The sequence below is a fragment of the Streptomyces sp. NPDC007863 genome, from assembly GCF_040633895.1.
GTDB lineage: Bacteria > Actinomycetota > Actinomycetes > Streptomycetales > Streptomycetaceae > Streptomyces.
In genome coordinates this window covers 181,396-199,609 of record NZ_JBEYEI010000011.1, presented here as the reverse complement: position 1 = coordinate 199,609, position 18,214 = coordinate 181,396, and the positions used below count along the sequence as shown (strand labels likewise).

The 18,214-nt window shown below is 74.0% G+C and carries 22 protein-coding genes; 10 read left to right on the top strand and 12 right to left on the bottom strand.

Annotated elements, in window-relative coordinates; translation table 11 throughout:
* The first annotated feature begins 17 nt into the window (after positions 1 to 17).
* Positions 18 to 518, top strand: a complete 501-nt coding sequence (locus tag ABZ621_RS19295; protein ID WP_360605984.1) for a hypothetical protein — start codon at positions 18 to 20, stop codon at positions 516 to 518.
* Here ABZ621_RS19295 and ABZ621_RS19290 read toward each other — a convergent pair.
* A complete protein-coding gene (locus tag ABZ621_RS19290; protein WP_360605983.1) occupies positions 515 to 988 on the bottom strand; it encodes a DUF4440 domain-containing protein in 474 nt (157 codons plus the stop codon). The two genes, ABZ621_RS19295 and ABZ621_RS19290, sit on opposite strands and share 4 nt — an antisense overlap.
* A 62-nt stretch (positions 989 to 1,050) precedes the next feature.
* On the opposite strand from ABZ621_RS19290, the gene ABZ621_RS19285 reads away from it, so the two are divergent.
* Positions 1,051 to 1,419, top strand: coding sequence for a helix-turn-helix domain-containing protein (locus ABZ621_RS19285; RefSeq protein ID WP_360605981.1), 369 nt, complete (start codon positions 1,051 to 1,053; stop codon positions 1,417 to 1,419).
* 7 nt (positions 1,420 to 1,426) lie between these two features.
* Here ABZ621_RS19285 and ABZ621_RS19280 read toward each other — a convergent pair whose 3' ends face one another.
* Entirely contained in the window at positions 1,427 to 2,203 is a 777-nt protein-coding gene (locus ABZ621_RS19280; RefSeq protein ID WP_360605979.1) for a hypothetical protein, read from the bottom strand.
* Positions 2,204 to 2,547: 344 nt separating this feature from the next.
* On the opposite strand from ABZ621_RS19280, the gene ABZ621_RS19275 reads away from it, so the two are divergent.
* The 3 genes from ABZ621_RS19275 to ABZ621_RS19265 are packed head-to-tail and all read left to right on the top strand — an operon-like array spanning position 2,548 to position 5,565.
* A complete protein-coding gene (locus ABZ621_RS19275) occupies positions 2,548 to 3,816 on the top strand; it encodes a CBS domain-containing protein (protein ID WP_360605977.1) in 1,269 nt (422 codons plus the stop codon).
* Positions 3,809 to 4,387 (top strand): DUF1003 domain-containing protein, encoded by a 579-nt coding sequence (locus ABZ621_RS19270; protein WP_360605975.1) that lies wholly within the window; start codon positions 3,809 to 3,811, stop codon positions 4,385 to 4,387. Before ABZ621_RS19275 ends, ABZ621_RS19270 begins: the two co-directional genes overlap by 8 nt.
* A gap of 44 nt (positions 4,388 to 4,431) precedes the next feature.
* Positions 4,432 to 5,565, top strand: a complete 1,134-nt coding sequence (locus tag ABZ621_RS19265; protein ID WP_360605973.1) for an Mrp/NBP35 family ATP-binding protein — start codon at positions 4,432 to 4,434, stop codon at positions 5,563 to 5,565.
* A 54-nt stretch (positions 5,566 to 5,619) separates the two neighbouring features.
* On the opposite strand, the gene ABZ621_RS19260 is transcribed toward ABZ621_RS19265, so the two are convergent.
* From ABZ621_RS19260 to sigE, 5 genes are all read right to left on the bottom strand, one after another.
* The gene (locus tag ABZ621_RS19260; protein WP_360605971.1) at positions 5,620 to 6,222 is read right to left on the bottom strand and encodes a hypothetical protein; all 603 of its coding nucleotides are present in this window, start codon (positions 6,220 to 6,222) and stop codon (positions 5,620 to 5,622) included.
* A gap of 62 nt (positions 6,223 to 6,284) precedes the next feature.
* Positions 6,285 to 6,758: a sec-independent translocase gene (locus tag ABZ621_RS19255; RefSeq protein WP_360605969.1), complete on the bottom strand. Its 474-nt coding sequence runs from the start codon at positions 6,756 to 6,758 to the stop codon at positions 6,285 to 6,287.
* Between the two features lie 105 nt (positions 6,759 to 6,863).
* On the bottom strand, positions 6,864 to 8,573 hold the full coding sequence (locus ABZ621_RS19250) for a trypsin-like peptidase domain-containing protein (protein ID WP_360605967.1): 1,710 nt from the start codon (positions 8,571 to 8,573) through the stop codon (positions 6,864 to 6,866).
* A gap of 76 nt (positions 8,574 to 8,649) precedes the next feature.
* Complete coding sequence (locus tag ABZ621_RS19245) at positions 8,650 to 9,513, bottom strand: zf-HC2 domain-containing protein (protein ID WP_360605965.1); 864 nt, start codon at positions 9,511 to 9,513, stop codon at positions 8,650 to 8,652.
* Complete coding sequence (gene sigE, locus ABZ621_RS19240) at positions 9,510 to 10,268, bottom strand: RNA polymerase sigma factor SigE (protein ID WP_360605963.1); 759 nt, start codon at positions 10,266 to 10,268, stop codon at positions 9,510 to 9,512. Before sigE ends, ABZ621_RS19245 begins: the two co-directional genes overlap by 4 nt.
* A gap of 142 nt (positions 10,269 to 10,410) precedes the next feature.
* Between sigE and ABZ621_RS19235 the strand changes: the two genes are divergently transcribed.
* Positions 10,411 to 11,076 (top strand): O-methyltransferase, encoded by a 666-nt coding sequence (locus tag ABZ621_RS19235; protein WP_360605961.1) that lies wholly within the window; start codon positions 10,411 to 10,413, stop codon positions 11,074 to 11,076.
* 89 nt (positions 11,077 to 11,165) lie between these two features.
* On the opposite strand, the gene ABZ621_RS19230 is transcribed toward ABZ621_RS19235, so the two are convergent.
* Complete coding sequence (locus ABZ621_RS19230) at positions 11,166 to 11,333, bottom strand: DUF3117 domain-containing protein (protein ID WP_009997451.1); 168 nt, start codon at positions 11,331 to 11,333, stop codon at positions 11,166 to 11,168.
* Positions 11,334 to 11,645: 312 nt separating this feature from the next.
* On the opposite strand from ABZ621_RS19230, the gene ABZ621_RS19225 reads away from it, so the two are divergent.
* Positions 11,646 to 12,449: an enoyl-CoA hydratase-related protein gene (locus ABZ621_RS19225; RefSeq protein WP_360605959.1), complete on the top strand. Its 804-nt coding sequence runs from the start codon at positions 11,646 to 11,648 to the stop codon at positions 12,447 to 12,449.
* 20 nt (positions 12,450 to 12,469) lie between these two features.
* On the opposite strand, the gene ABZ621_RS19220 is transcribed toward ABZ621_RS19225, so the two are convergent.
* Entirely contained in the window at positions 12,470 to 13,054 is a 585-nt protein-coding gene (locus tag ABZ621_RS19220; RefSeq protein ID WP_360605957.1) for a DNA-3-methyladenine glycosylase I, read from the bottom strand.
* Positions 13,051 to 13,380 (bottom strand): DivIVA domain-containing protein, encoded by a 330-nt coding sequence (locus ABZ621_RS19215; protein WP_360605955.1) that lies wholly within the window; start codon positions 13,378 to 13,380, stop codon positions 13,051 to 13,053. Before ABZ621_RS19215 ends, ABZ621_RS19220 begins: the two co-directional genes overlap by 4 nt.
* Before the next feature lie 111 nt (positions 13,381 to 13,491).
* Between ABZ621_RS19215 and folP the strand changes: the two genes are divergently transcribed.
* On the top strand, positions 13,492 to 14,352 hold the full coding sequence (folP, locus tag ABZ621_RS19210) for a dihydropteroate synthase (RefSeq protein WP_360605953.1): 861 nt from the start codon (positions 13,492 to 13,494) through the stop codon (positions 14,350 to 14,352).
* 52 nt (positions 14,353 to 14,404) lie between these two features.
* Here folP and ABZ621_RS19205 read toward each other — a convergent pair whose 3' ends face one another.
* Positions 14,405 to 15,154, bottom strand: coding sequence for a TIGR00730 family Rossman fold protein (locus tag ABZ621_RS19205; RefSeq protein WP_360605951.1), 750 nt, complete (start codon positions 15,152 to 15,154; stop codon positions 14,405 to 14,407).
* A gap of 79 nt (positions 15,155 to 15,233) precedes the next feature.
* Positions 15,234 to 16,349, bottom strand: coding sequence for a succinyl-diaminopimelate desuccinylase (dapE, locus tag ABZ621_RS19200; protein ID WP_360605949.1), 1,116 nt, complete (start codon positions 16,347 to 16,349; stop codon positions 15,234 to 15,236).
* 29 nt (positions 16,350 to 16,378) lie between these two features.
* Here dapE and ABZ621_RS19195 point away from each other — a divergent pair, with 29 nt between their 5' ends.
* Both ABZ621_RS19195 and ABZ621_RS19190 read left to right on the top strand, forming a co-directional pair.
* Positions 16,379 to 17,299: a hypothetical protein gene (locus tag ABZ621_RS19195; RefSeq protein ID WP_360605947.1), complete on the top strand. Its 921-nt coding sequence runs from the start codon at positions 16,379 to 16,381 to the stop codon at positions 17,297 to 17,299.
* A 465-nt stretch (positions 17,300 to 17,764) separates the two neighbouring features.
* Positions 17,765 to 18,214: an ATP-binding protein gene (locus ABZ621_RS19190; protein ID WP_360605945.1), complete on the top strand. Its 450-nt coding sequence runs from the start codon at positions 17,765 to 17,767 to the stop codon at positions 18,212 to 18,214.

Sequence of the window (18,214 nt, the reverse complement as noted above, 5' to 3'; positions counted from 1 at the left end):
CCGATAGGCTGCGGGCCATGACTGAAGAGCTGTTCCTCGTCGAGGAGGCCACCAAGAAGTCCGGCCTCGTCTGGGTCCGGGGCACCGGGCCCGCCCGGGCGCTCTGGCACGTCTGGCACGACGGCGCCGCCCACGTGGTCGGCGACGGCCCCGGCGAGCAGCCGCTGCCCGGCCTCGCCGACGGCGCCACCGCCGAGGTCACCGTCCGCAGCAAGGACAAGGGCGGCCGGATCGTCTCCTGGACGGCCGCCGTGCGCCAGCTGACCCCCGGCACCGAGGAGTGGGACGCGGCCGTCGCGGAGCTGAAGGGCAAGCGGCTCAACGCCCCCGACGGCGAGGCCATGCCCGGGCGCTGGGCGCGCGAGTGCCGCGTCCTGCGCCTCGACCCGCGCGGCGCCACCACCGCGTTCCCCGACGGCTCGCTCGCCGCCGTCCCCCTGCCGTCCCCGGCGACCACCCGCAGGCCGGTCCCCGCCGCCCTGCCGAAGCTGCTCTTCCGCCGGAAGAAGCGGCGCTAGACCTCGGGCAGGCCCGCCGGGGCCGTCCCGAAGGGGTTGTCGATCGCGTAGCGCCACCGCCCGTCCGCGCCCCGTCGGGCCACGTCGGTGGCGGTGCCCTCGACGCGCACCGGGCGGCCGTCGGGGCCGGTGCCCTCGATGATCCAGTCCACCACGAGCAGCGCCAGGCCGCCGGTGGCGTACACCGTGCGCGGGCGGACCGTGATGGGGAGGCCCAGGGCCTGGAGGCGCGCGTTGGCGGCGTGCAGCGCGTGCCCGGCGAGCGGGGCGCCGCCCGGCCCGGCGGCCAGCACCGCGCCCTCCTCGTAGACCTCGGCGAGGGCCGCCGGGTCACCGCTGCCGAAACGGGCCGCGAAGACGGCGGGCACGTCCTCGGGCCGGGTCGCGAGCGGGGGCAGGACTCCGGACCGGCGCGCGGACGGGGCGCCGGGCACGGCTTCTGGCAGGGCTTCGGGCGGGGTCGCGGACATGGCCGACGGAGATCCTTCCGTACGGGGAGAATCGGACCCCCGACACGCTAGGAGGCGGCCTCGTGACTCACCGAACGGTAGGCCACCCGCCGGGGCTCCCGGACCACGACCCCCGCGCCCGCGTCGACGCACCCGACCCGGACTGCCCGGTGGAGATCGCCCTCGCGGCCCTGCGCGGCCGCTGGACCACCCTGGTCGTCCGCGAACTCCTCGGCGGCGAGCGCGGCTACAGCGAGCTGCGGGAGGCGCTGCCGAGGCTCTCCGACAAGGTGCTGTCCGAGCGGCTCGCGCAGCTCGCCGAGGCGGGCGTGGTGACGCGGTTCCGGCACCCGGGCTGGCCGCCGACCGTGCGGTACGCGCTCACGCCGCGCGGCCGGGAACTCGGGCCGGTGCTCCAGGCGCTGTGGGACTGGGGCGCGGCGACCGGCTGAGCCCGGTTCAGGTCCGGGGCAGCTGGCGGCCGTAGTCGAGGGTCTCCTCGCGGTCCGGCTCGGCCAGCGGGAAGTCCTTGTCCCACTCGGAGAGGACGACCAGGCCCGCGCCGCCGCCACGGGCGAACTGGAGCGGGTACGGCGAGCCCTCCAGGGCCACGTCGAGGGTGCCGCCCTGGCCTTCCGCGCCGCCCTTCACCTTCACCGTGCGGACGCCGCCGATCTGGTCCCGGTCGCCCTTGACGACCTCGCCGTGCAGCCCGATCAGGCCGCGCAGCAGCTGGTCCATCTCCGTGAAGCCGCGCAGCTGCTTGTACGAGGGGTCGTCGCTCGGCACCTTCACGTACTTGTCGTCGAGCTTGTCGGCGGCCTCCGTGTCGGCCTCGCTCGGCTTGCCGTCGCCCTCCTCCTCGTGCGACCAGAAGCCGGCGTCGGCCTTCAGGTAGAGCGCGTCGCCGACCCGCAGCAGCTCGAAGGTGCTGTTCTTCGTGGTCACCGAGCCGGTGGCGCCGTTCTGCTTCAGCCGCATGTTCAGCTTGAAGGTGCCGCCCTTGCTGACCAGGGTGCCCGCGAGCCGTACCGCCTTCGCGGCGTCCGCCGCCGTGCGGGCCTCCCGCTCGATCTCCGGCGCCGACAGCTTCCCGATCCCGTTCGTCCCCTCGTCGGGATCGGGCCCGGACCCGCAGGCCGCCAGGCCCACCGTCAGCCCCGCGCACAGCGCCAGCGGCACGGCCGCCCGGCGGAACCGGCCCACGGGGGCGGTGCGGGCGCGTGCCGACGGCACGGACGGGATACGCGATGACGGGGTGCGGACGGCCACCTGCGCTGCCTCTCGTTCTGCGGTGCGGGGGGAACGGGGCCCCGGCCACGCGCACACACGGCGGGAGGGGCCGCCGGGGTCGGCCGGACGGGCCGGCCGGTGCCGGTGGGGGGCGGCAGACCGCAGCGTACCCGGGCGGGCCCGGCGCCCCCGCAGGCAGCCGGACGGCGGCGGTGCCGGAGCGGGGCGCAACGCCACGGGCTAGCCTGAACCCTGCGGAGTCCGCCCAGGACACCGCAAAGGCCGTGAATCGCCCCACGGGGGCGGCGCGGCGACCCGGATCGTGCGGCACCGAGGAGGCGCGAGGCATGGCGGCAGGCGTCCCCCGGATCTTCGTCTCCCACCTCGCCGGCGTGCCCGTCTTCGACCCCGTCGGCGACCAGGTCGGCCGGGTCAGCGACCTGGTCGCGATGCTCCGCGTCGGCCGCCGCCCGCCCCGGCTGCTCGGCATGGTCGTCGAGGTACTGAGCCGACGCCGGGTCTTCGTCCCGATGACCCGCATCACCGGCGTCGAGTCCGGCCAGGTCATCACCACCGGCGTGGTCAACATGCGGCGCTTCGAGCAGCGGCCCACCGAGCGGCTCGTCCTCGGCGAACTCCTCGACCGGCGGGTGACGCTCGTCGAGACCGGCGAGGAGGTCACCGTCCTCGACATCGCCATCCAGCAGCTCCCGGCCCGCCGCGACTGGGAGATCGACAAGGTCTTCGTCCGCCGCGGCAAGGGCGGGGCGCTGCGCCGCAAGGGCGAGACCCTGACGGTGGAGTGGTCGGCGGTGACCGGCTTCTCCCTGGAGGAGCACGGGCAGGGCGCCGAGAGTCTGGTCGCCACCTTCGAGAAGCTCCGCCCGGCCGACCTCGCCAACGCCCTGCACCACCTCTCCCCCAAGCGGCGCGCCGAGGTCGCCGTCGCCCTCGACGACGACCGGCTCGCCGACGTCCTGGAGGAGCTGCCCGAGGACGACCAGGTGGAGATCCTCGGCAAGCTGAAGGAGGAGCGGGCCGCCGACGTCCTGGAGGCGATGGACCCCGACGACGCCGCCGACCTCCTCAACGAGCTGCCCGAGGACGAGAAGGAGCGGCTGCTCACCCTGATGCGGCCGGACGAGGCGGCCGACGTGCGCCGGCTGATGTCGTACGAGGAGCGGACGGCGGGCGGTCTGATGACGACCGAGCCGATCGTGCTGCGCCCGGACGCCACGGTGGCCGACGCGCTCGCCCGCGTACGGCAGCAGGACCTGTCGCCGGCGCTGGCGGCGCAGGTGTACGTGTGCCGGCCGCCGGACGAGACGCCGACCGGGAAGTACCTGGGCACGGTGCACTTCCAGCGGCTGCTGCGCGACCCGCCGTTCACGCTGGTCAGCTCGCTGGTCGACAGCGATCTGCCGCCGCTCGGCCCGGACACCGCGCTGCCCGCCGTGACCAGCTACTTCGCCGCGTACAACCTGGTGGCGGCGCCGGTCGTGGACGAGAGCGGTTCGCTGCTCGGCGCGGTCACCGTCGACGACGTGCTCGACCACCTGCTGCCGGACGACTGGCGGGAGACGGAGTTCCACGAGGAGGGGGTGCGGGGTGGCTGAGCGGTCGCAGGAACGGGAGAGGGAGCGGGAGCGGGACCAGCCGCGGATCCCCCGCATCCGGCTCGACCAGCCGCGCGAGCGCCGGGCCAGGCTGCTGCCGGAGTACGACCCGGAGGCGTTCGGCAGGCTCTCGGAGCGGATCGCGCGGTTCCTGGGGACGGGCCGGTTCCTGGTCTGGATGACGCTGACGATCATCGTCTGGGTCGTCTGGAACATCTTCGCGCCGGCGTCGCTGAAGTTCGACGAGTACCCCTTCATCTTCCTGACGCTCGCGCTCTCCCTCCAGGCCTCGTACGCGGCCCCGCTGATCCTGCTGGCGCAGAACCGGCAGGACGACCGGGACCGGGTCAACCTGGAGCAGGACCGCAAGCAGAACGAGCGGTCGATCGCCGACACCGAGTACCTGACGCGGGAGATCGCGGCGCTCCGGATGGGCCTGGGCGAGGTCGCCACCCGCGACTGGATCCGCTCCGAACTCCAGGACCTGGTGAGGGAGCTGGAGGAGCGCGGACGGGAACGTGATCTATTCCCGCCGGACGGCGAGCGGCGGAGTGACGTACCCGACCGTTGACAGCCCTTTCATAGCGAGGTGGTCGTCCCCGTACCATCGGACCTATGGCTACGGAAGACGCGGTGCTCGAAGCACTGGCGACGGTGAACGACCCCGAGATCAATCGTCCGATCACGGAACTCGGCATGGTCAAGTCGGTGGAGATCGGACCGGACGGCAAGGTCGCGGTGACGGTCTACCTGACGGTCTCCGGCTGCCCGATGCGCGACACCATCACGCAACGCGTCACCGAGGCCGTCGCCCGGGTCGAGGGCGTCACCGGTGTCGACGTGACGCTCGACGTGATGAGCGACGAGCAGCGCAAGGAGCTGGCGGCGGCGCTGCGCGGCACCACCGCCGAGCGCGAGGTGCCCTTCGCGAAGCCGGGCTCGCTGACCCGGGTGTACGCGGTGGCGTCCGGCAAGGGCGGCGTCGGCAAGTCCTCGGTGACCGTGAACCTGGCGGCGGCGATGGCCGCGGACGGCCTGAAGGTCGGTGTCGTCGACGCCGACATCTACGGCCACAGCGTGCCCCGCATGCTGGGCGCGGACGGCCGTCCGACCCAGGTCGAGAACATGATCATGCCGCCGTCGGCGAACGGCGTGAAGGTCATCTCCATCGGCATGTTCACCCCGGGCAACGCGCCCGTGGTGTGGCGCGGCCCGATGCTGCACCGCGCGCTCCAGCAGTTCCTCGCGGACGTGTACTGGGGCGACCTGGACGTCCTGCTCCTCGACCTGCCCCCGGGCACCGGCGACATCGCGATCTCCGTCGCCCAGCTGGTGCCGAACGCGGAGATCCTGGTCGTGACGACCCCGCAGCAGGCGGCGGCCGAGGTCGCCGAGCGGGCCGGCTCGATCGCCGTGCAGACCCACCAGAAGATCGTCGGCGTCGTCGAGAACATGTCGGGCCTGCCGTGCCCGCACTGCGACGAGATGGTCGACGTCTTCGGCACGGGCGGCGGCCAGATGGTCGCGGACGGCCTGACGAAGACCACGGGCGCCAGTGTCCCGGTCCTCGGCCAGATCCCCATCGACGTGCGTCTGCGCGAGGGCGGCGACAACGGCAAGCCGGTCGTCCTCTCCGACCCCGACTCCCCGGCGGGCTCCGCCCTGCGCGCCATCGCCGGCAAGCTCGGCGGCCGCCAGCGCGGCCTCTCCGGGCTGAGCCTCGGCATCACGCCGCGCAACAAGTTCTGAGCCACGACGAAGGGCGCCCCCGCAGCGGGGGCGCCCTTCGTCGTACCCGGAACCTCAGGCGTACGGCCCCAGGTCCTTGATCTGCGCGAAGCCGAGCCCGTACGCGCTCATGCCCCGCCCGTACGCCCCGATGTGCACGTCCCCGGCGGAGCCGGCCAGCACCCAGCCGAACTCGGACTCGCGGTAGTGGAAGGGCACCGGCACCCCGTCGACCGGCAGCGACAGCGCGGTCCACGCGGGGCCGTCGAGGTCGTCCGCGAGCTCGAAGGCCGTCTCGGTCTGCTGGTCGAGCCAGTGGTCCCGCAGCCCGTGGTCGAGCGAGGCGGGCCAGGTGTGGGCGAGCAGCCCGGAGCCGGCCAGCCAGGCGGCGGAGGAGACGGTGGTGGCGTCGAGGACGCCCGTGCCGTCGCCGGTGCGCCGCACCGGGTTCGCGGCGACCGTCACGACGACGGCGAACCGCTCCTTGTCCGTGCCGGCGACCTCGGACTTTATCGACGGCTCGTCACCGTGGCCCACCGAGCCGTGCTGGACCGTGCCGTCCGCGGCCGTGCCGATCTGCATCAGCCTGCGGGGCCCGGTGAACGCCTCGTCGAGCCCGTACCAGGCGAAGGGCGCGCGCAGAAACCCCTCGGCTTCCACCCGACTCGTCGTCTTCATTCCGGCCGCCTCCTCGTTGCGTCAACTCAAGGAGGATAGCGACCGGCCGGTGACACCCCGTGTCAGGTCGCGTCGGAGTCGTACGGCGGGCGCTCGGGCGCGGCCGGCTTGTCCTGCTTCTTCATCAGGTCGGGCGCGGAGCCGTTGACGGCCGCGGGCGCCGCGGCGGGGGCGGCGGCCGGCGAGGGGGCGGGAGCGGGGGCGGCCTCGCGGCCGTTCACCGCGTCGGCGACGTCGTTCATCTCCTTGCGGAGGTCGAAGGTCGAGCGGAGCTCCTTGAGCTCGCCGAGGTCCTCGTTGCCGTCGAGCTGCTTGCGGATGAAGGTCTTCGGGTTCAGGTCCTCGAACTCGAAGTCCTTGAACTCCGGCCCCAGCTCGCTGCGGATGTCCTCCTTGGCGCTGTCGGAGAACTCCCGGACCTTGCGGATGAAGCGCGAGACGTCCTGGACGACCTTCGGCAGCTTGTCCGGCCCGAAAACGAGCACGGCGAGGACGATGAGCGTCACCAGCTCGAGTGCGCCTATGTCGCTGAACACCTAATAGCTCCTTCACGCCGGACCAGGACGGCCCGGACCACGGTACCCGCCCGGGCTGCCGGACGGGTACCTTGCGATGTCCGCCACATGTACTCGGGCAGGTCCTCAGGTGCCCTGGGCGGAGCCGAGCGTGATCGTCCTGGTCAGTTCGCGGCCGTCGCGCGTCAGCGTGAGGGCGAGCGCGTCGCCGGGGCGGTGGGCGCGGATCTTCACGATCAGCTCCTCGCCGTTGTGCACCCGCTGGCCGTCGACCTTGGTGATGACGTCGCCGGGGCGCAGGCCGGCCTTGGCGGCGGGGCCGTCGGGGGTGACGGCCGGCGCGCCGTCCTTGCCCTTGTCGCCGACGCGGGCGCCGTCGCCGTTGAACTGCATGTCGAGGCTGACGCCGATGACCGGGTGGGTGGCCTTGCCGGTGTTGATGAGCTCCTCGGCGACCCGCTTGCCCTGGTTGACCGGGATGGCGAAGCCGAGGCCGATGGAGCCGGCCTGGCCGCCGCTGCCGCCGTCCCCGTCGCCGGAGCCGCCGGCGGCGCGGATGGCGCTGTTGATGCCGATGACGCGGCCCTTGCCGTCGAGGAGGGGGCCGCCGGAGTTGCCGGGGTTGATGGGCGCGTCGGTCTGGAGGGCGTCGACGTAGGAGATGTCGCTGCCGTCGCCCTTCTCTCCGCCGGCGGTGATGGGGCGCTCCTTGGCGCTGATGATGCCGGAGGTGACCGTGTTGGAGAGGTCGAAGGGGGCGCCGATGGCGACGACGGGGTCGCCGACGCGGACGTCGTCGGAGTTGCCGAGCGGGAGCGGCTTGAGGCCGTTGACGCCGGTGACCCGGACGACGGCGAGGTCGTAGCCGGTGTCCTTGCCGATGAGCTTGGCGGACGCCGTCTCGCCGCTGGAGAAGGTGACGGTGATGTCGCCGGAGGTGGCGGCGGCGTCGACGACGTGGTTGTTGGTGAGGATGTGGCCGCGGTTGTCGAGGACGAAGCCGGTGCCGGTGCCGGCCGAGCCGCCGCCGCTGACGTGCAGGGTGACGACGCCGGGCAGGGCGGCGGCGGCGATGCCGGCGACGCTGTCGGGCGCGCGGTCGGTGGTCCCGGCCTCGGACTGCGGGAGCTGGACCGTGCCGATGCCGCCGTTGCGCTCGACGTAGGCGCCGACGCCGCCGCCGATGACGCCGGTGACGAGGGCGAAGGCGAGGGCCCCGACGAGGGCGAGGCCGCGCCGGGACTTCTTCCGCGCGGGCGGGGGCACGGGCGCGTGGCCGGCGCCCCAGGGGTCGTACTGGCCCCAGGCCTGCGGCGGCACGGGTGCCTGCGGCGGGACGGCGGCCTGCGGGGCCGGCAGGGGCGCGGCGGGCAGGGGAGCGGTGGGCAGGGGCGCGGCGGGCCGCTGCACCGGCGGCGCGGGCGCCCACGGCCCCGGCTCGCCGTAGGGCGGCGTCCGGTACTCGTCGGGCTCGTGCAGGGGCTGGGGGGCGGTCGCCTCGTCGCGTACGGGCTCCGCCGGGGCGGCGTCGGCCGTCAGGGGCTCCACCGGGGCGGGCGCCGCGTCGGTGGCCTCGGGGGCCCGAGGGGCCTCAGCCGCCTCCGTGGGCTCGGCGGCCTCCGCGGGCGCCGGTTCCTTCGTCATGTCGACCCTGGGGGCGGCGGGCGCCTCCGTGGCCGGCTCCGCCACCGCCACCGGCGCGGGCGTGGCGGGCTCGGCCGGGTCCGGGGCCTGGAGGGGGAAGTCTTCCGCCTCCGCCGGGGGCGGCGTGGGTATCCGCGCCGCCTCCGGGGGCGTCGAAGGCCGGCTCCACCAGTTCGGCTTCCCGTCGTTCATGCTCTCCCCGCAACCGCTGACCCGTGAGCGCCCGGTGGTTCGGGCGCTCTGACCGAGGATTCAACCAGGTCGGAGGTCAGCGGTGGGAGCCCGGCGGGACGCCGGACGGGCTGGGGGCCGGGCTGGGCGCCGGGCCGAGGGCCAGCTGCAGTGCGGGGGCCGTCGGGCGTATGAACGGCGAGAGGGCGAGGAGCGACTGCGCCTGCACCGCCGTCCGGAGCCGTACCGCCGTCACCGGACCGGCCCGGTCCACGTCCGCCGGGACCGCGCCCGAGGGGACGGTGCCGCCGGGGACCAGCGGGGCGCCGGCCACGGACTGGGCGCCGCCCGGGGAGCGCTCGGAGCGGTCCGACCGCCCGGTGACGGAGCCGGAGCCCGTGCCGGGTCCCCCGGAGGCGCCCGCGCGCAGCGGGGTGACCGCGGTGCCGGTGCCCTGCCCGCCGCGCGCGGTGGCGGTGAGGGAGCTCTCGACGGGGATCGTGCCGCCGAGGGCGATGGCCGCGAAGGAGACCGCGCCGGCGGCGGCGACGGCGAAGCGCCGGCCGCGTCCGGACGGGGCGGTGACGGTGTGGACCCGGAAGCCGGTGCCGGTGCCGGTGTCGGGCGCGGCCGGGGGCGCGGTGGCGAAGCCGTCGCTCTTCACGCCGCCGGCTTCGAGGAGCTGCTCCAGCGGGGAGCGCCCGGGCTCGCCGGGGCCGCCGGGAAGTCCCTGGAGGCGGGCGAGGAAGCCTTCGGAGGGCTGCGGGGCGCCGCTGGACGCGAAGACGCTCTTCAGGGCGCGCTGCGCGTCGGCCTCGGCCTTGCAGCGGGCGCAGGTGGCGAGGTGGGCGAGGACCCGCTCGCGGGTGTCGTGGCCGAGCTCGCCGTCGACGAGCGCGGCGAGCCGGTCCCCGAGGTGGTGCTCGGCGGGACTCGGGGACGGGGGACGGGTGCCGCTCACGCTGTCCCGGCCTCCCATCCGACGGTGGCCAGGGCGCGCTCCGCCCGGGCCTCGGGCGAGCGGTGCTTGAGCGCCTTGCGCAGGTGGGAGCGGCCCCGGTGGATGCGGCTGCGGACGGTGCCGAGCTTCACGCCGAGGGTCGCGGCGATCTCCTCGTACGAGAGCCCCTCGATGTCGCAGAGGACGACGGCGGCGCGGAACTCGGGCGCCAGGGTGTCGAGGGCCTGCTGGACGTCGGCGTCGAAGTGGGTGTCGTTGAACACCTGCTGGGGGGAGGGCTCACGGCTGGGGAGCCGCTCGGCGGCGTCGTCGGCGAGCGCGTCGAAGCGGATGCGCTGCTTGCGGCGGACCATGTCGAGGAACAGATTGGTGGTGATGCGGTGGAGCCAGCCCTCGAAGGTGCCCGGGGTGTAGGTCGACAGCGAGCGGAAGACGCGGACGAAGACCTCCTGGGTGAGGTCCTCGGCGTCGTGCTGGTTGCCGGTCAGACGGTAGGCGAGGCGGTAGACGCGGCCGCTGTGCGTGCTGACGATCTCCTCCCAGGTGGGCGGAGTCCACGCCTGCGATTCCGCATCCGATGCGAAGGTCGCGGTGGTGGGTGCGGTGTCGGTGGTGTGGAGCTGGTCAGCGGTGTCGGTCACGGATTTCGGCTCACCCGCCGACCTGAGGAGGCGACGCAGCGCCCCTCTCCGATCCACAGGCGCAGCCGCACCTCCCCTATCGGCTCTGGTGGTGTCCAGTGGAGCCCCTACCATAGCCACCTCGCCCGTTAGCTCCGGATAAGAATCTTTACGAGCTTTTGAACCGGCGCCGTCGGCCGCCTCACGCGCTCGTCCTTCCCCTGGTGAACGCCCGGTCCCATCTGCGGGTTCCCGCTGACAGCGGATACAGTCACCGTTGCGCCAACTAAGGGGACAGGAGAGGGCCATTACCGCCAACCGGCAGACGAACTGGGCGTTCGCCGACGCCTTTGTCGCCGAGGACGAAGCGCTGCGCTGGGCCCGCGAGCGGGCCCGTGAGGCAGGGCTGCCCTCGGTGTCGCCGGGCACGGGCGCGGCGCTGCGTCTGCTGGCCGCGTCGGCGGACGCCAAGGCGGTGGCCGAGATCGGTACGGGCACGGGCGTGTCGGGCATCTACCTGCTGCTCGGGATGCGCCCCGACGGCACCCTCACCACGGTGGACGTGCAGCCGGAGCACCAGCAGTTCGCGAAGACGGCGTTCCGGGCGGCGGGCTTCGCCGGCAACCGCGCGCGGTTCATCCCGGGCCGGGCCCTCGACGTGCTGCCGCGGCTCGCGGACGGCGGGTACGACCTCGTCTTCTGCGACGGCGACCGGGGGGAGTACCCGGACTATCTCGCTGAATCGTTGCGCCTGCTCCGACCTGGGGGTCTGGTCTGCTTCGAGGGCGTCTTCGCGGACGGCCGCACGGTCGACTCCGGCGCCCAGCCGGCCGAGGTGCAGCGGGTCCGCGAGCTGCTGCGCACGGTCCGGGAGAGCTCCCAGCTGCTTCCGACCCTGCTGCCGGTGGGCGACGGCCTGCTGTGCGCGGTCCGGCGCGGCTGAGCCCCTCTCCCGGCTTCCCCCTCCGGACACGCCACCGCCCCGGTGCGGCGGGGCCGTACCGGGGCGGTGGGACAGGAATTAGGGGAGGGTCAGCCGACGACCTTCTTCAGGGCATCACCGAGCGCCTCGGCCTCGTCCGGGGTCAGCTCGACCACGAGCCGACCGCCGCCTTCGAGCGGAACGCGCATGACGATGCCCCGCCCCTCCTTGGTCACCTCGAGCGGGCCGTCACCCGTCCGCGGCTTCATGGCCGCCATGCTCGTTCCCCTTCCTGAAACCAGCTCATCTTCAGCCGGGCAGCTCCGTACTACGGAGCACGCGTCACCGGCTTCGAACACATTGCTTCCAGGTCATTATCCCGCATCGCAGGACCCGATGACCAACATCGATCGGCATCGCTTGCGCAACGCGCTCTCGCAAAACCCCACATTTCGGCGTCGGGCCTGCGATACTTCGCCGCCGCGGGTCGCTCCGCGGGCCCCGATTCTTTGACGCAGCTCACATGGGCGGTACGGGTGATCTCCGTCATGCTGGGCTGATCAGCCCATCCACGAGACGAAGGGGTCCCGATGGCCGACACGGTCCTGTACGAAGTGAGCGACGGACTCGCCACCATCACGCTCAACCGGCCCGAGGCCATGAACGCGCTGAACATCGCCGCCAAGGTGGCGCTGCGCGACGCGGCCGAGGCGGCCGCCGCCGACCCGGCGGTCCGCGCGGTGCTGCTGACCTCCGCGGGCGACCGGGCGTTCTGCGTCGGCCAGGACCTGAAGGAGCACGTCGGTCTGCTGCTCCAGGACCAGGAGTCGGGCACCACCGCCACGATGACCACGGTCCGGGACCACTACAACCCGATCGTCCGCGCGCTCACCGGCATGAAGAAGCCCGTGATCGCCGCGGTCAACGGCGTCGCCGCCGGCGCCGGCTTCGGCTTCGCGCTCGCCGCCGACTACCGGATCGTCGCCGACACCGCCTCCTTCAACACGTCCTTCGCGGGCGTCGCGCTCACCGCCGACTCCGGCATGTCCTGGACGCTCCCCCGCCTCATCGGCCAGAGCCGCGCCTCCGACCTGCTGCTCTTCCCCCGCACGCTCACCGCGCAGGAGGCGTACGACCTGGGCATCGTGAACCGCCTGGTCCCCGCCGCCGACCTGCCGGCGGAGGCCCTGAAGCTGGCCCGCAAGCTCGCCGAGGGCCCGACCGTGGCGTACGCGGCCCTCAAGGCCTCCGTCGCCTACGGCGCCGACCACTCCCTCGACGAGGCCCTCGACAAGGAGGACGAGCTCCAGACCCTCGCCGGCGCCTCCGAGGACCACACCATCGCCGTCCGCGCCTTCCTCGCGAAGGAGAAGCCGAAGTACCTCGGCCGCTGACGGTGCCGGACCGGGGCGGGCTACTTCCCGCCCCGGGACGCGCAGTCCGCGAGGTGGTCGTCGACGAGGCCGCAGGCCTGCATCAGGGCGTAGGCCGTCGTCGGGCCGACGAAGCGGACGCCCTTCTTCTTGAGGGCCTTCGACAGGGCCGTCGACTCGTCGGTGATCGCCGGGACGTCCGCGAGGGTGCGCGGGGCCGGGCGGGTCGCCGGATCGGGGGCGTACGACCAGATCAGGGCGTCCAGGTCGCCCGGGGACCAGTCGGCGAGCAGCTTCGCGTTGGCGAGGGTCGCGTCGATCTTGGCGCGGTTGCGGATGATGCCCTCGTCGGCGAGGAGCCGCTCGCGGTCGGCGTCGCCGAAGGCGGCGACCGAGGCGATGCGGAAGTTCCCGAAGGCGCGCCGGAAGCCCTCGCGGCGGCGCAGGATCGTGATCCAGGACAGGCCCGACTGGAAGGCCTCCAGGCAGAGCCGCTCGAAGAGGGCGTCGTCGCCGTGGACCGGGCGGCCCCACTCGTCGTCGTGGTAGGCCGTGTAGTCCTCCGCGGAAAGCCCCCAGGGGCAGCGCGGGAGCCCGTCCGGCCCGGGGATCGTCCCTCCGGTCATCGCTCCTCGCCCTCCGCCGCCCCGTCGCCCGCCGGCGCGCCCGCGAGGGCCGCCTCCAGCTCCGCGATGCGGGCGTCCCGCTCGGCGAGCTCGGCCGCGAGCCGGTCCAGGACGTCGTCGACGTCCTCCATCCGGTAGCCGCGGGCGGAGACCGGCAGCCGGAGCGCCTCGACGTCCGCGCGGTCGACCGGGCGGCTCAGCGGCAGCGGGTCCACCAGCTGCTCGGGGGCCGCCTCGGGCAGCACCTCGCTGTCGCCGCCGCCGACGACGGCGAGGGTCACCGCCGCGACGACCACGACCATCGTGATGAGCAGAAACCAGAACACCAGCGCGCCTCTCCCCGGAGTGGAAAACGTCCCGTGCCGATCGTGCCACGTGCCACCGGCGGTTAGGGTCACAGACGAGCAGGTGAGCGGTGGCAAGGGAGGACATAAGGGATGCTGCGCTTGGGACGGCGCGAGTTCGGGCCGCACGAGCCGGTGATCATGGCGATCGTGAACCGGACCCCGGACTCCTTCTACGACCAGGGCGCGACCTTCCGCGACGAGCCGGCGCTCGCGCGGGTCGAGCAGGCGGTCGCCGAGGGCGCCGCGATCATCGACATCGGCGGGGTCAAGGCGGGCCCCGGCGAGGAGGTCACGGCCGAGGAGGAGGCCCGCCGCACGGTCGGCTTCGTCGCGGAGGTCCGCCGCCGCCACCCCGACGTGGTGATCAGCGTGGACACCTGGCGGGCGGACGTCGGCGAGGCGGTCTGCGAGGCCGGCGCGGACGTGCTGAACGACGCGTGGGGCGGCGTCGACCCCCGGCTCGCGGAGGTCGCCGCGAAGTACGGCGCCGGCCTCGTCTGCACCCACGCGGGCGGCGCCGAGCCGCGGACCCGGCCGCACCGGGTGGAGTACGAGGACGTGATGGCCGACATCCTGCGGGTCACCGTGGGACTGGCCGAGCGCGCGGCCTCGCTGGGCGTGCGGCGCGACGGGATCATGATCGACCCCGGCCACGACTTCGGGAAGAACACCCGGCACAGCCTGGAGGCGACCCGCCGGCTCGGCGAGATGACGGAGACGGGCTGGCCGGTCCTCGTCTCCCTGTCCAACAAGGACTTCGTCGGCGAGACCCTCGACCGGCCGGTCAAGGAGCGGGTCCTCGGGACCCTGGCGACGACCGCCGTCTCCGCCTGGCTGGGTGCCCGGGTGTACCGCGTCCACGAGGTCGCCGAGACGAAGCAGGTCCTGGACATGGTCGCGACGATCGCGGGCCACCGCGAGCCGGCGGTGGCCCGGCGGGGCCTGGCCTGAGGCCTCGTCCCGCCGGACCCGCGGGGTCCAGGGCCTGTCTGTCAGACAGGCCCTAGCGGCCGACCTCCTTGGTGACGAGCGCGACCGCCTCGTCCACGTCGTCCGTGACGTGGAAGAGGAGCAGGTCGCGCTCGCTCGCCTTGCCGCCGGCGACGACCGAGTCGCGCAGCCAGTCGACGAGGCCCTTCCAGTACTCCGTGCCGAAGAGCACGATCGGGAAGCGGGTCACCTTGCGGGTCTGCACCAGGGTGAGCGCCTCGAAGAGCTCGTCGAGGGTGCCGAGGCCGCCGGGCAGGACGACGAAGCCCTGCGCGTACTTCACGAACATCGTCTTGCGGACGAAGAAGTACCGGAAGTTCACGCCGATGTCGACGTGCGGGTTGAGCCCCTGCTCGAAGGGGAGCTCGATGCCGAGGCCGACCGAGACGCCCTGCGCCTCCCGGGCGCCCTTGTTGGCCGCCTCCATCGCGCCCGGGCCACCGCCCGTGATCACCGCGAAGCCCGCCTCGACGAGCGCCCGGCCGATGCGCACGCCCGCCTCGTACTCGGGCGAGTCCGGCTTCGTGCGGGCCGAGCCGAAGACGCTGATCGCGCTCGGCAGTTCGGCGAGCGCGCCGAAGCCCTCGACGAACTCGGACTGGATCCGCATGACCCGCCAGGGGTCGGTGTGCACCCACTCCGAGTCGCCCTCGGTGTCGAGCAGCCGCTGGTCCGTGGTGCCCGGCTGGACCTGGTCCCTCCGCCTCAGCACCGGACCGAGCCGCTGCTCCTCCGGCTTCGCCATTCCCTCGGGAATGCCCATGGCCTGCTCCCTCCGCCGATCCACGATCTTCTCTGGCTCTTGGGTCAGGGTAGGACTCCTGAGGTGACGAAACGCGAAATTACGGGAGACGGGCGGTCAGCCAGTCGCGGAGCCTCGCCTCGCAGTGGTGGATCCGGGCGACATGCACGTGCTCGTCCCGCTTGTGCGCGTAGAACGGGTCCCCGGGGCCGTAGTTGACCGCGGGCACGCCGAGCGCGCTGAAGCGGGAGACGTCGGTCCAGCCGAACTTGGGCATCGCGGTGCCGCCGACCGCCTTCATGAAGGCCTCGGCCGCCGGGTGGGAGAGGCCGGGCAGCGCGCCGGGGCTCTCGTCGTCGACGACGAACTCGGCGATGTCGCACTCCGCGAAGACCTCGCGGACGTGCGCGAGCGCCTCGGCCGGCGAGCGGTCGGGCGCGTACCGGTAGTTGACCGTGACCGAGCAGGCGTCGGGGATGACGTTGGTCGCGACGCCGCCCTGGATCGCGACCGCGTTGAGGCCCTCGTGGTACTCCAGGCCGTCGATGACCGGCTTGCGCGGCTCGTACGCGGCGAGACGGGCGAGGATCGGCGCGGCGGTGTGGATGGCGTTGGAGCCCATCCAGGAGCGGGCGGAGTGGGCGCGCTCGCCGGCCGTGTGCAGGATGACGCGGAGCGTGCCCTGGCAGCCGCCCTCGACCTGCCCGTCGGAGGGCTCCAGGAGGACCGCGAAGTCGCCCTCCAGCCACTCGGGGTGGGCGGCGGCGATCTTCCCGAGGCCGTTGAGGTCGGCGGCGACCTCCTCGTTGTCGTAGAAGACGAAGGTGAGGTCGCGGTTGGGCTCGGGGACGGTCGCGGCGATCCGGAGCTGGACGGCGACACCGGACTTCATGTCGGAGGTGCCGCAGCCCCACAGGACGCCGTCCTCGTCGAGCCGGGACGGGACGTTGTCGGCGATCGGCACGGTGTCGATGTGGCCGGCGAGGACGACCCGCTCGGCGCGGCCGAGGCGCGTCCGGGCGACGACGTTGTTGCCGTAGCGGTCGACCGAGAGGTGGGGCAGGGCGCGCAGGGCCTGCTCGATGGCGTCGGCGAGCGGCTTCTCGGTCCCGCTGACGGACGCGAAGTCGACGAGGGCGGCGGTGAGCGCGGCCCCGTCCTGGGCGAGGTCGAGCGAGGTCTCCTGGGCAGTCTCCTGCGGGGTGATGTCAGCCATATGCCGACCCTAACCCGGCCTCCAGTACGGTGGGCCCCGTGTCCGACTCCCCCCGCCCCGCCCGTCGCGGCCGACTCGCCCGTTCGGCCGCCGCCCTCGCCGTGCTCTGCGGCCTCGCGTCGTACGTCGCGGTCCACCAGCTGACCGGCAGCAAAGGCGCGCCGCGGTGCGCGGTGGGCAGCGGGGACCAGCGGTACGAGTTCACCCCCGAGCAGGCGTCGAACGCGGCGACGATCGCGGCGGTCGGCACCTCCCGCGGCCTTCCGGAGCGCGCGGTGACGATCGCGCTGGCGACGGCGCTCCAGGAGTCGGCCCTCCGCAACATCGAGCACGGCGACCGGGACTCGCTCGGCCTCTTCCAGCAGCGCCCGTCCATGGGCTGGGGCACGCCGGAGCAGATCATGGACCCGGTGTACTCGGCCGGGAAGTTCTACGAGGGCCTGGAGAAGGTCCCCGGCTACTCGCGGATGCCGCTGACGGTGGCGGCGCAGAAGGTCCAGAAGAGCGGCTTCCCCCAGGCGTACGCCAAGCACGAGCCGGACGCGACGCTGCTGTCGGCGGCGCTGACGGGCCGGGCGCCGGCCTCCCTGTCGTGCACGGCGGACCTCAAGGAGGGCCGCCCCGGCGACCCCGCCTTCGTCCGTACGGAGCTGGTGCGGGCCTTCGGCGACTCCGCGGCGCCCACCTCCGTCTCCGGCGGCGCCGGCGCGGGGCGCTCCGCGACGGAGCCGGCCGTCCTGGTCGTCCCCGTCGGGGACGGCTCCGACCGGCGCGGCTGGGAACTGGCCCAGTGGGCGGTCGCCCGCGCGGCGACGCTGCGGGTCGCGGAGGTGTCGTACGGGGGGAAGGTGTGGCGCGCGGACGACTCGGGCGGCGGCTGGTCGAGCGCCGCCCCCGCCCCCGACGCCGCCCCCAAACCCCCCACGGTCCACCTCCGCCTCACCCGCTGACCCCTCCCCCGTGCGGGCACGGCTCCGTACGGGTGCGGGTCCAGGCGCAGAAGCGGAGGCACCCGCTCAGGTTGCCGTTCCGTTGCGCCCACCCGTTCCTCCCCCAAGGACTTCGTCCAGGGGGGACCCCCAAGCGGAACGTATGCCCACAACGGAACGGCGGCGGCGGTCTCCGTGGGGTGGACGGGTGTGCGAGGGGTCGCTCGGGGTGGGGATCTGGGGGCGGTGGGGGGGGCGACGGGGGCGTGGGGGGTGGTGGGGTGCGCGGGGGGCTTGGGGCGCAAGGGGAGTGACGGTTCGGCACAGCGCAGCGCCCGGCGGCGTTCGTCCGCTTTCCTCCCCACCCGACAATACGACGCATTGCCCAGCCTTTACCTTCGGCGCCCGCAACCTCCCCCGCCCCCGGCTCGGTTGTGCAGCCCGCAAAGGCAACGTCCCCACCGTCTCCCCCGTCGAAGGAGCACCATGTCCCTCCCCCTGACCCGCCGGATCGCCCGCGCCGCCCTGATCGTCGCGGCCGGCGCAGCCCCCGTGGTCGGTGCGGCCGGCTCCGCGAGCGCCCTGGACCACAGCCTCGCCCCGACCGGCGCCCTCGGCGGCCTGACCGCCCTCGACGCGGCGAACGCGGGCTCGGCCGTCGACGGTGCCGCGCAGACCGCGACCGGCGTCGCCGGGGCGACCGGCAGCGAGGCCGTCGGCACGGCCGTCCCGGCGGCCGGCAAGGCCGTGGGCGCGGCCGGCAAGACCGCCACCCCGGCGGCCCAGAAGATCGCGGGCGAGACCGCGGGCAGCGCCGGCCAGGCGGTCGGCGAGACCGCCGGCGCCGCCGCCGGCAGCGCCGGCAACACCCCCGCCGGCGGCGCGCTGGGCGGCGCCCCGGCCGGCCAGATGCTCGGCGGCCTCCCGATCGGCTGA

Coding starts and splice junctions, on each gene's coding strand:
- ABZ621_RS19250 (WP_360605967.1), bottom strand. CDS start 8,573: ATGAACGACGGGAAGCCGAACTGGTGGAGCCGGCCTTCGACGCCCCCG.
- ABZ621_RS19265 (WP_360605973.1), top strand. CDS start 4,432: ATGGCTACGGAAGACGCGGTGCTCGAAGCACTGGCGACGGTGAACGAC.
- ABZ621_RS19295 (WP_360605984.1), top strand. CDS start 18: ATGACTGAAGAGCTGTTCCTCGTCGAGGAGGCCACCAAGAAGTCCGGC.
- ABZ621_RS19260 (WP_360605971.1), bottom strand. CDS start 6,222: ATGAAGACGACGAGTCGGGTGGAAGCCGAGGGGTTTCTGCGCGCGCCC.
- ABZ621_RS19230 (WP_009997451.1), bottom strand. CDS start 11,333: ATGGCGGCCATGAAGCCGCGGACGGGTGACGGCCCGCTCGAGGTGACC.
- ABZ621_RS19220 (WP_360605957.1), bottom strand. CDS start 13,054: ATGACCGGAGGGACGATCCCCGGGCCGGACGGGCTCCCGCGCTGCCCC.
- ABZ621_RS19190 (WP_360605945.1), top strand. CDS start 17,765: ATGTCCCTCCCCCTGACCCGCCGGATCGCCCGCGCCGCCCTGATCGTC.
- ABZ621_RS19225 (WP_360605959.1), top strand. CDS start 11,646: ATGGCCGACACGGTCCTGTACGAAGTGAGCGACGGACTCGCCACCATC.
- folP (WP_360605953.1), top strand. CDS start 13,492: ATGCTGCGCTTGGGACGGCGCGAGTTCGGGCCGCACGAGCCGGTGATC.
- sigE (WP_360605963.1), bottom strand. CDS start 10,268: ATGGTAGGGGCTCCACTGGACACCACCAGAGCCGATAGGGGAGGTGCG.
- dapE (WP_360605949.1), bottom strand. CDS start 16,349: ATGGCTGACATCACCCCGCAGGAGACTGCCCAGGAGACCTCGCTCGAC.
- ABZ621_RS19205 (WP_360605951.1), bottom strand. CDS start 15,154: ATGGGCATTCCCGAGGGAATGGCGAAGCCGGAGGAGCAGCGGCTCGGT.
- ABZ621_RS19290 (WP_360605983.1), bottom strand. CDS start 988: ATGTCCGCGACCCCGCCCGAAGCCCTGCCAGAAGCCGTGCCCGGCGCC.
- ABZ621_RS19275 (WP_360605977.1), top strand. CDS start 2,548: ATGGCGGCAGGCGTCCCCCGGATCTTCGTCTCCCACCTCGCCGGCGTG.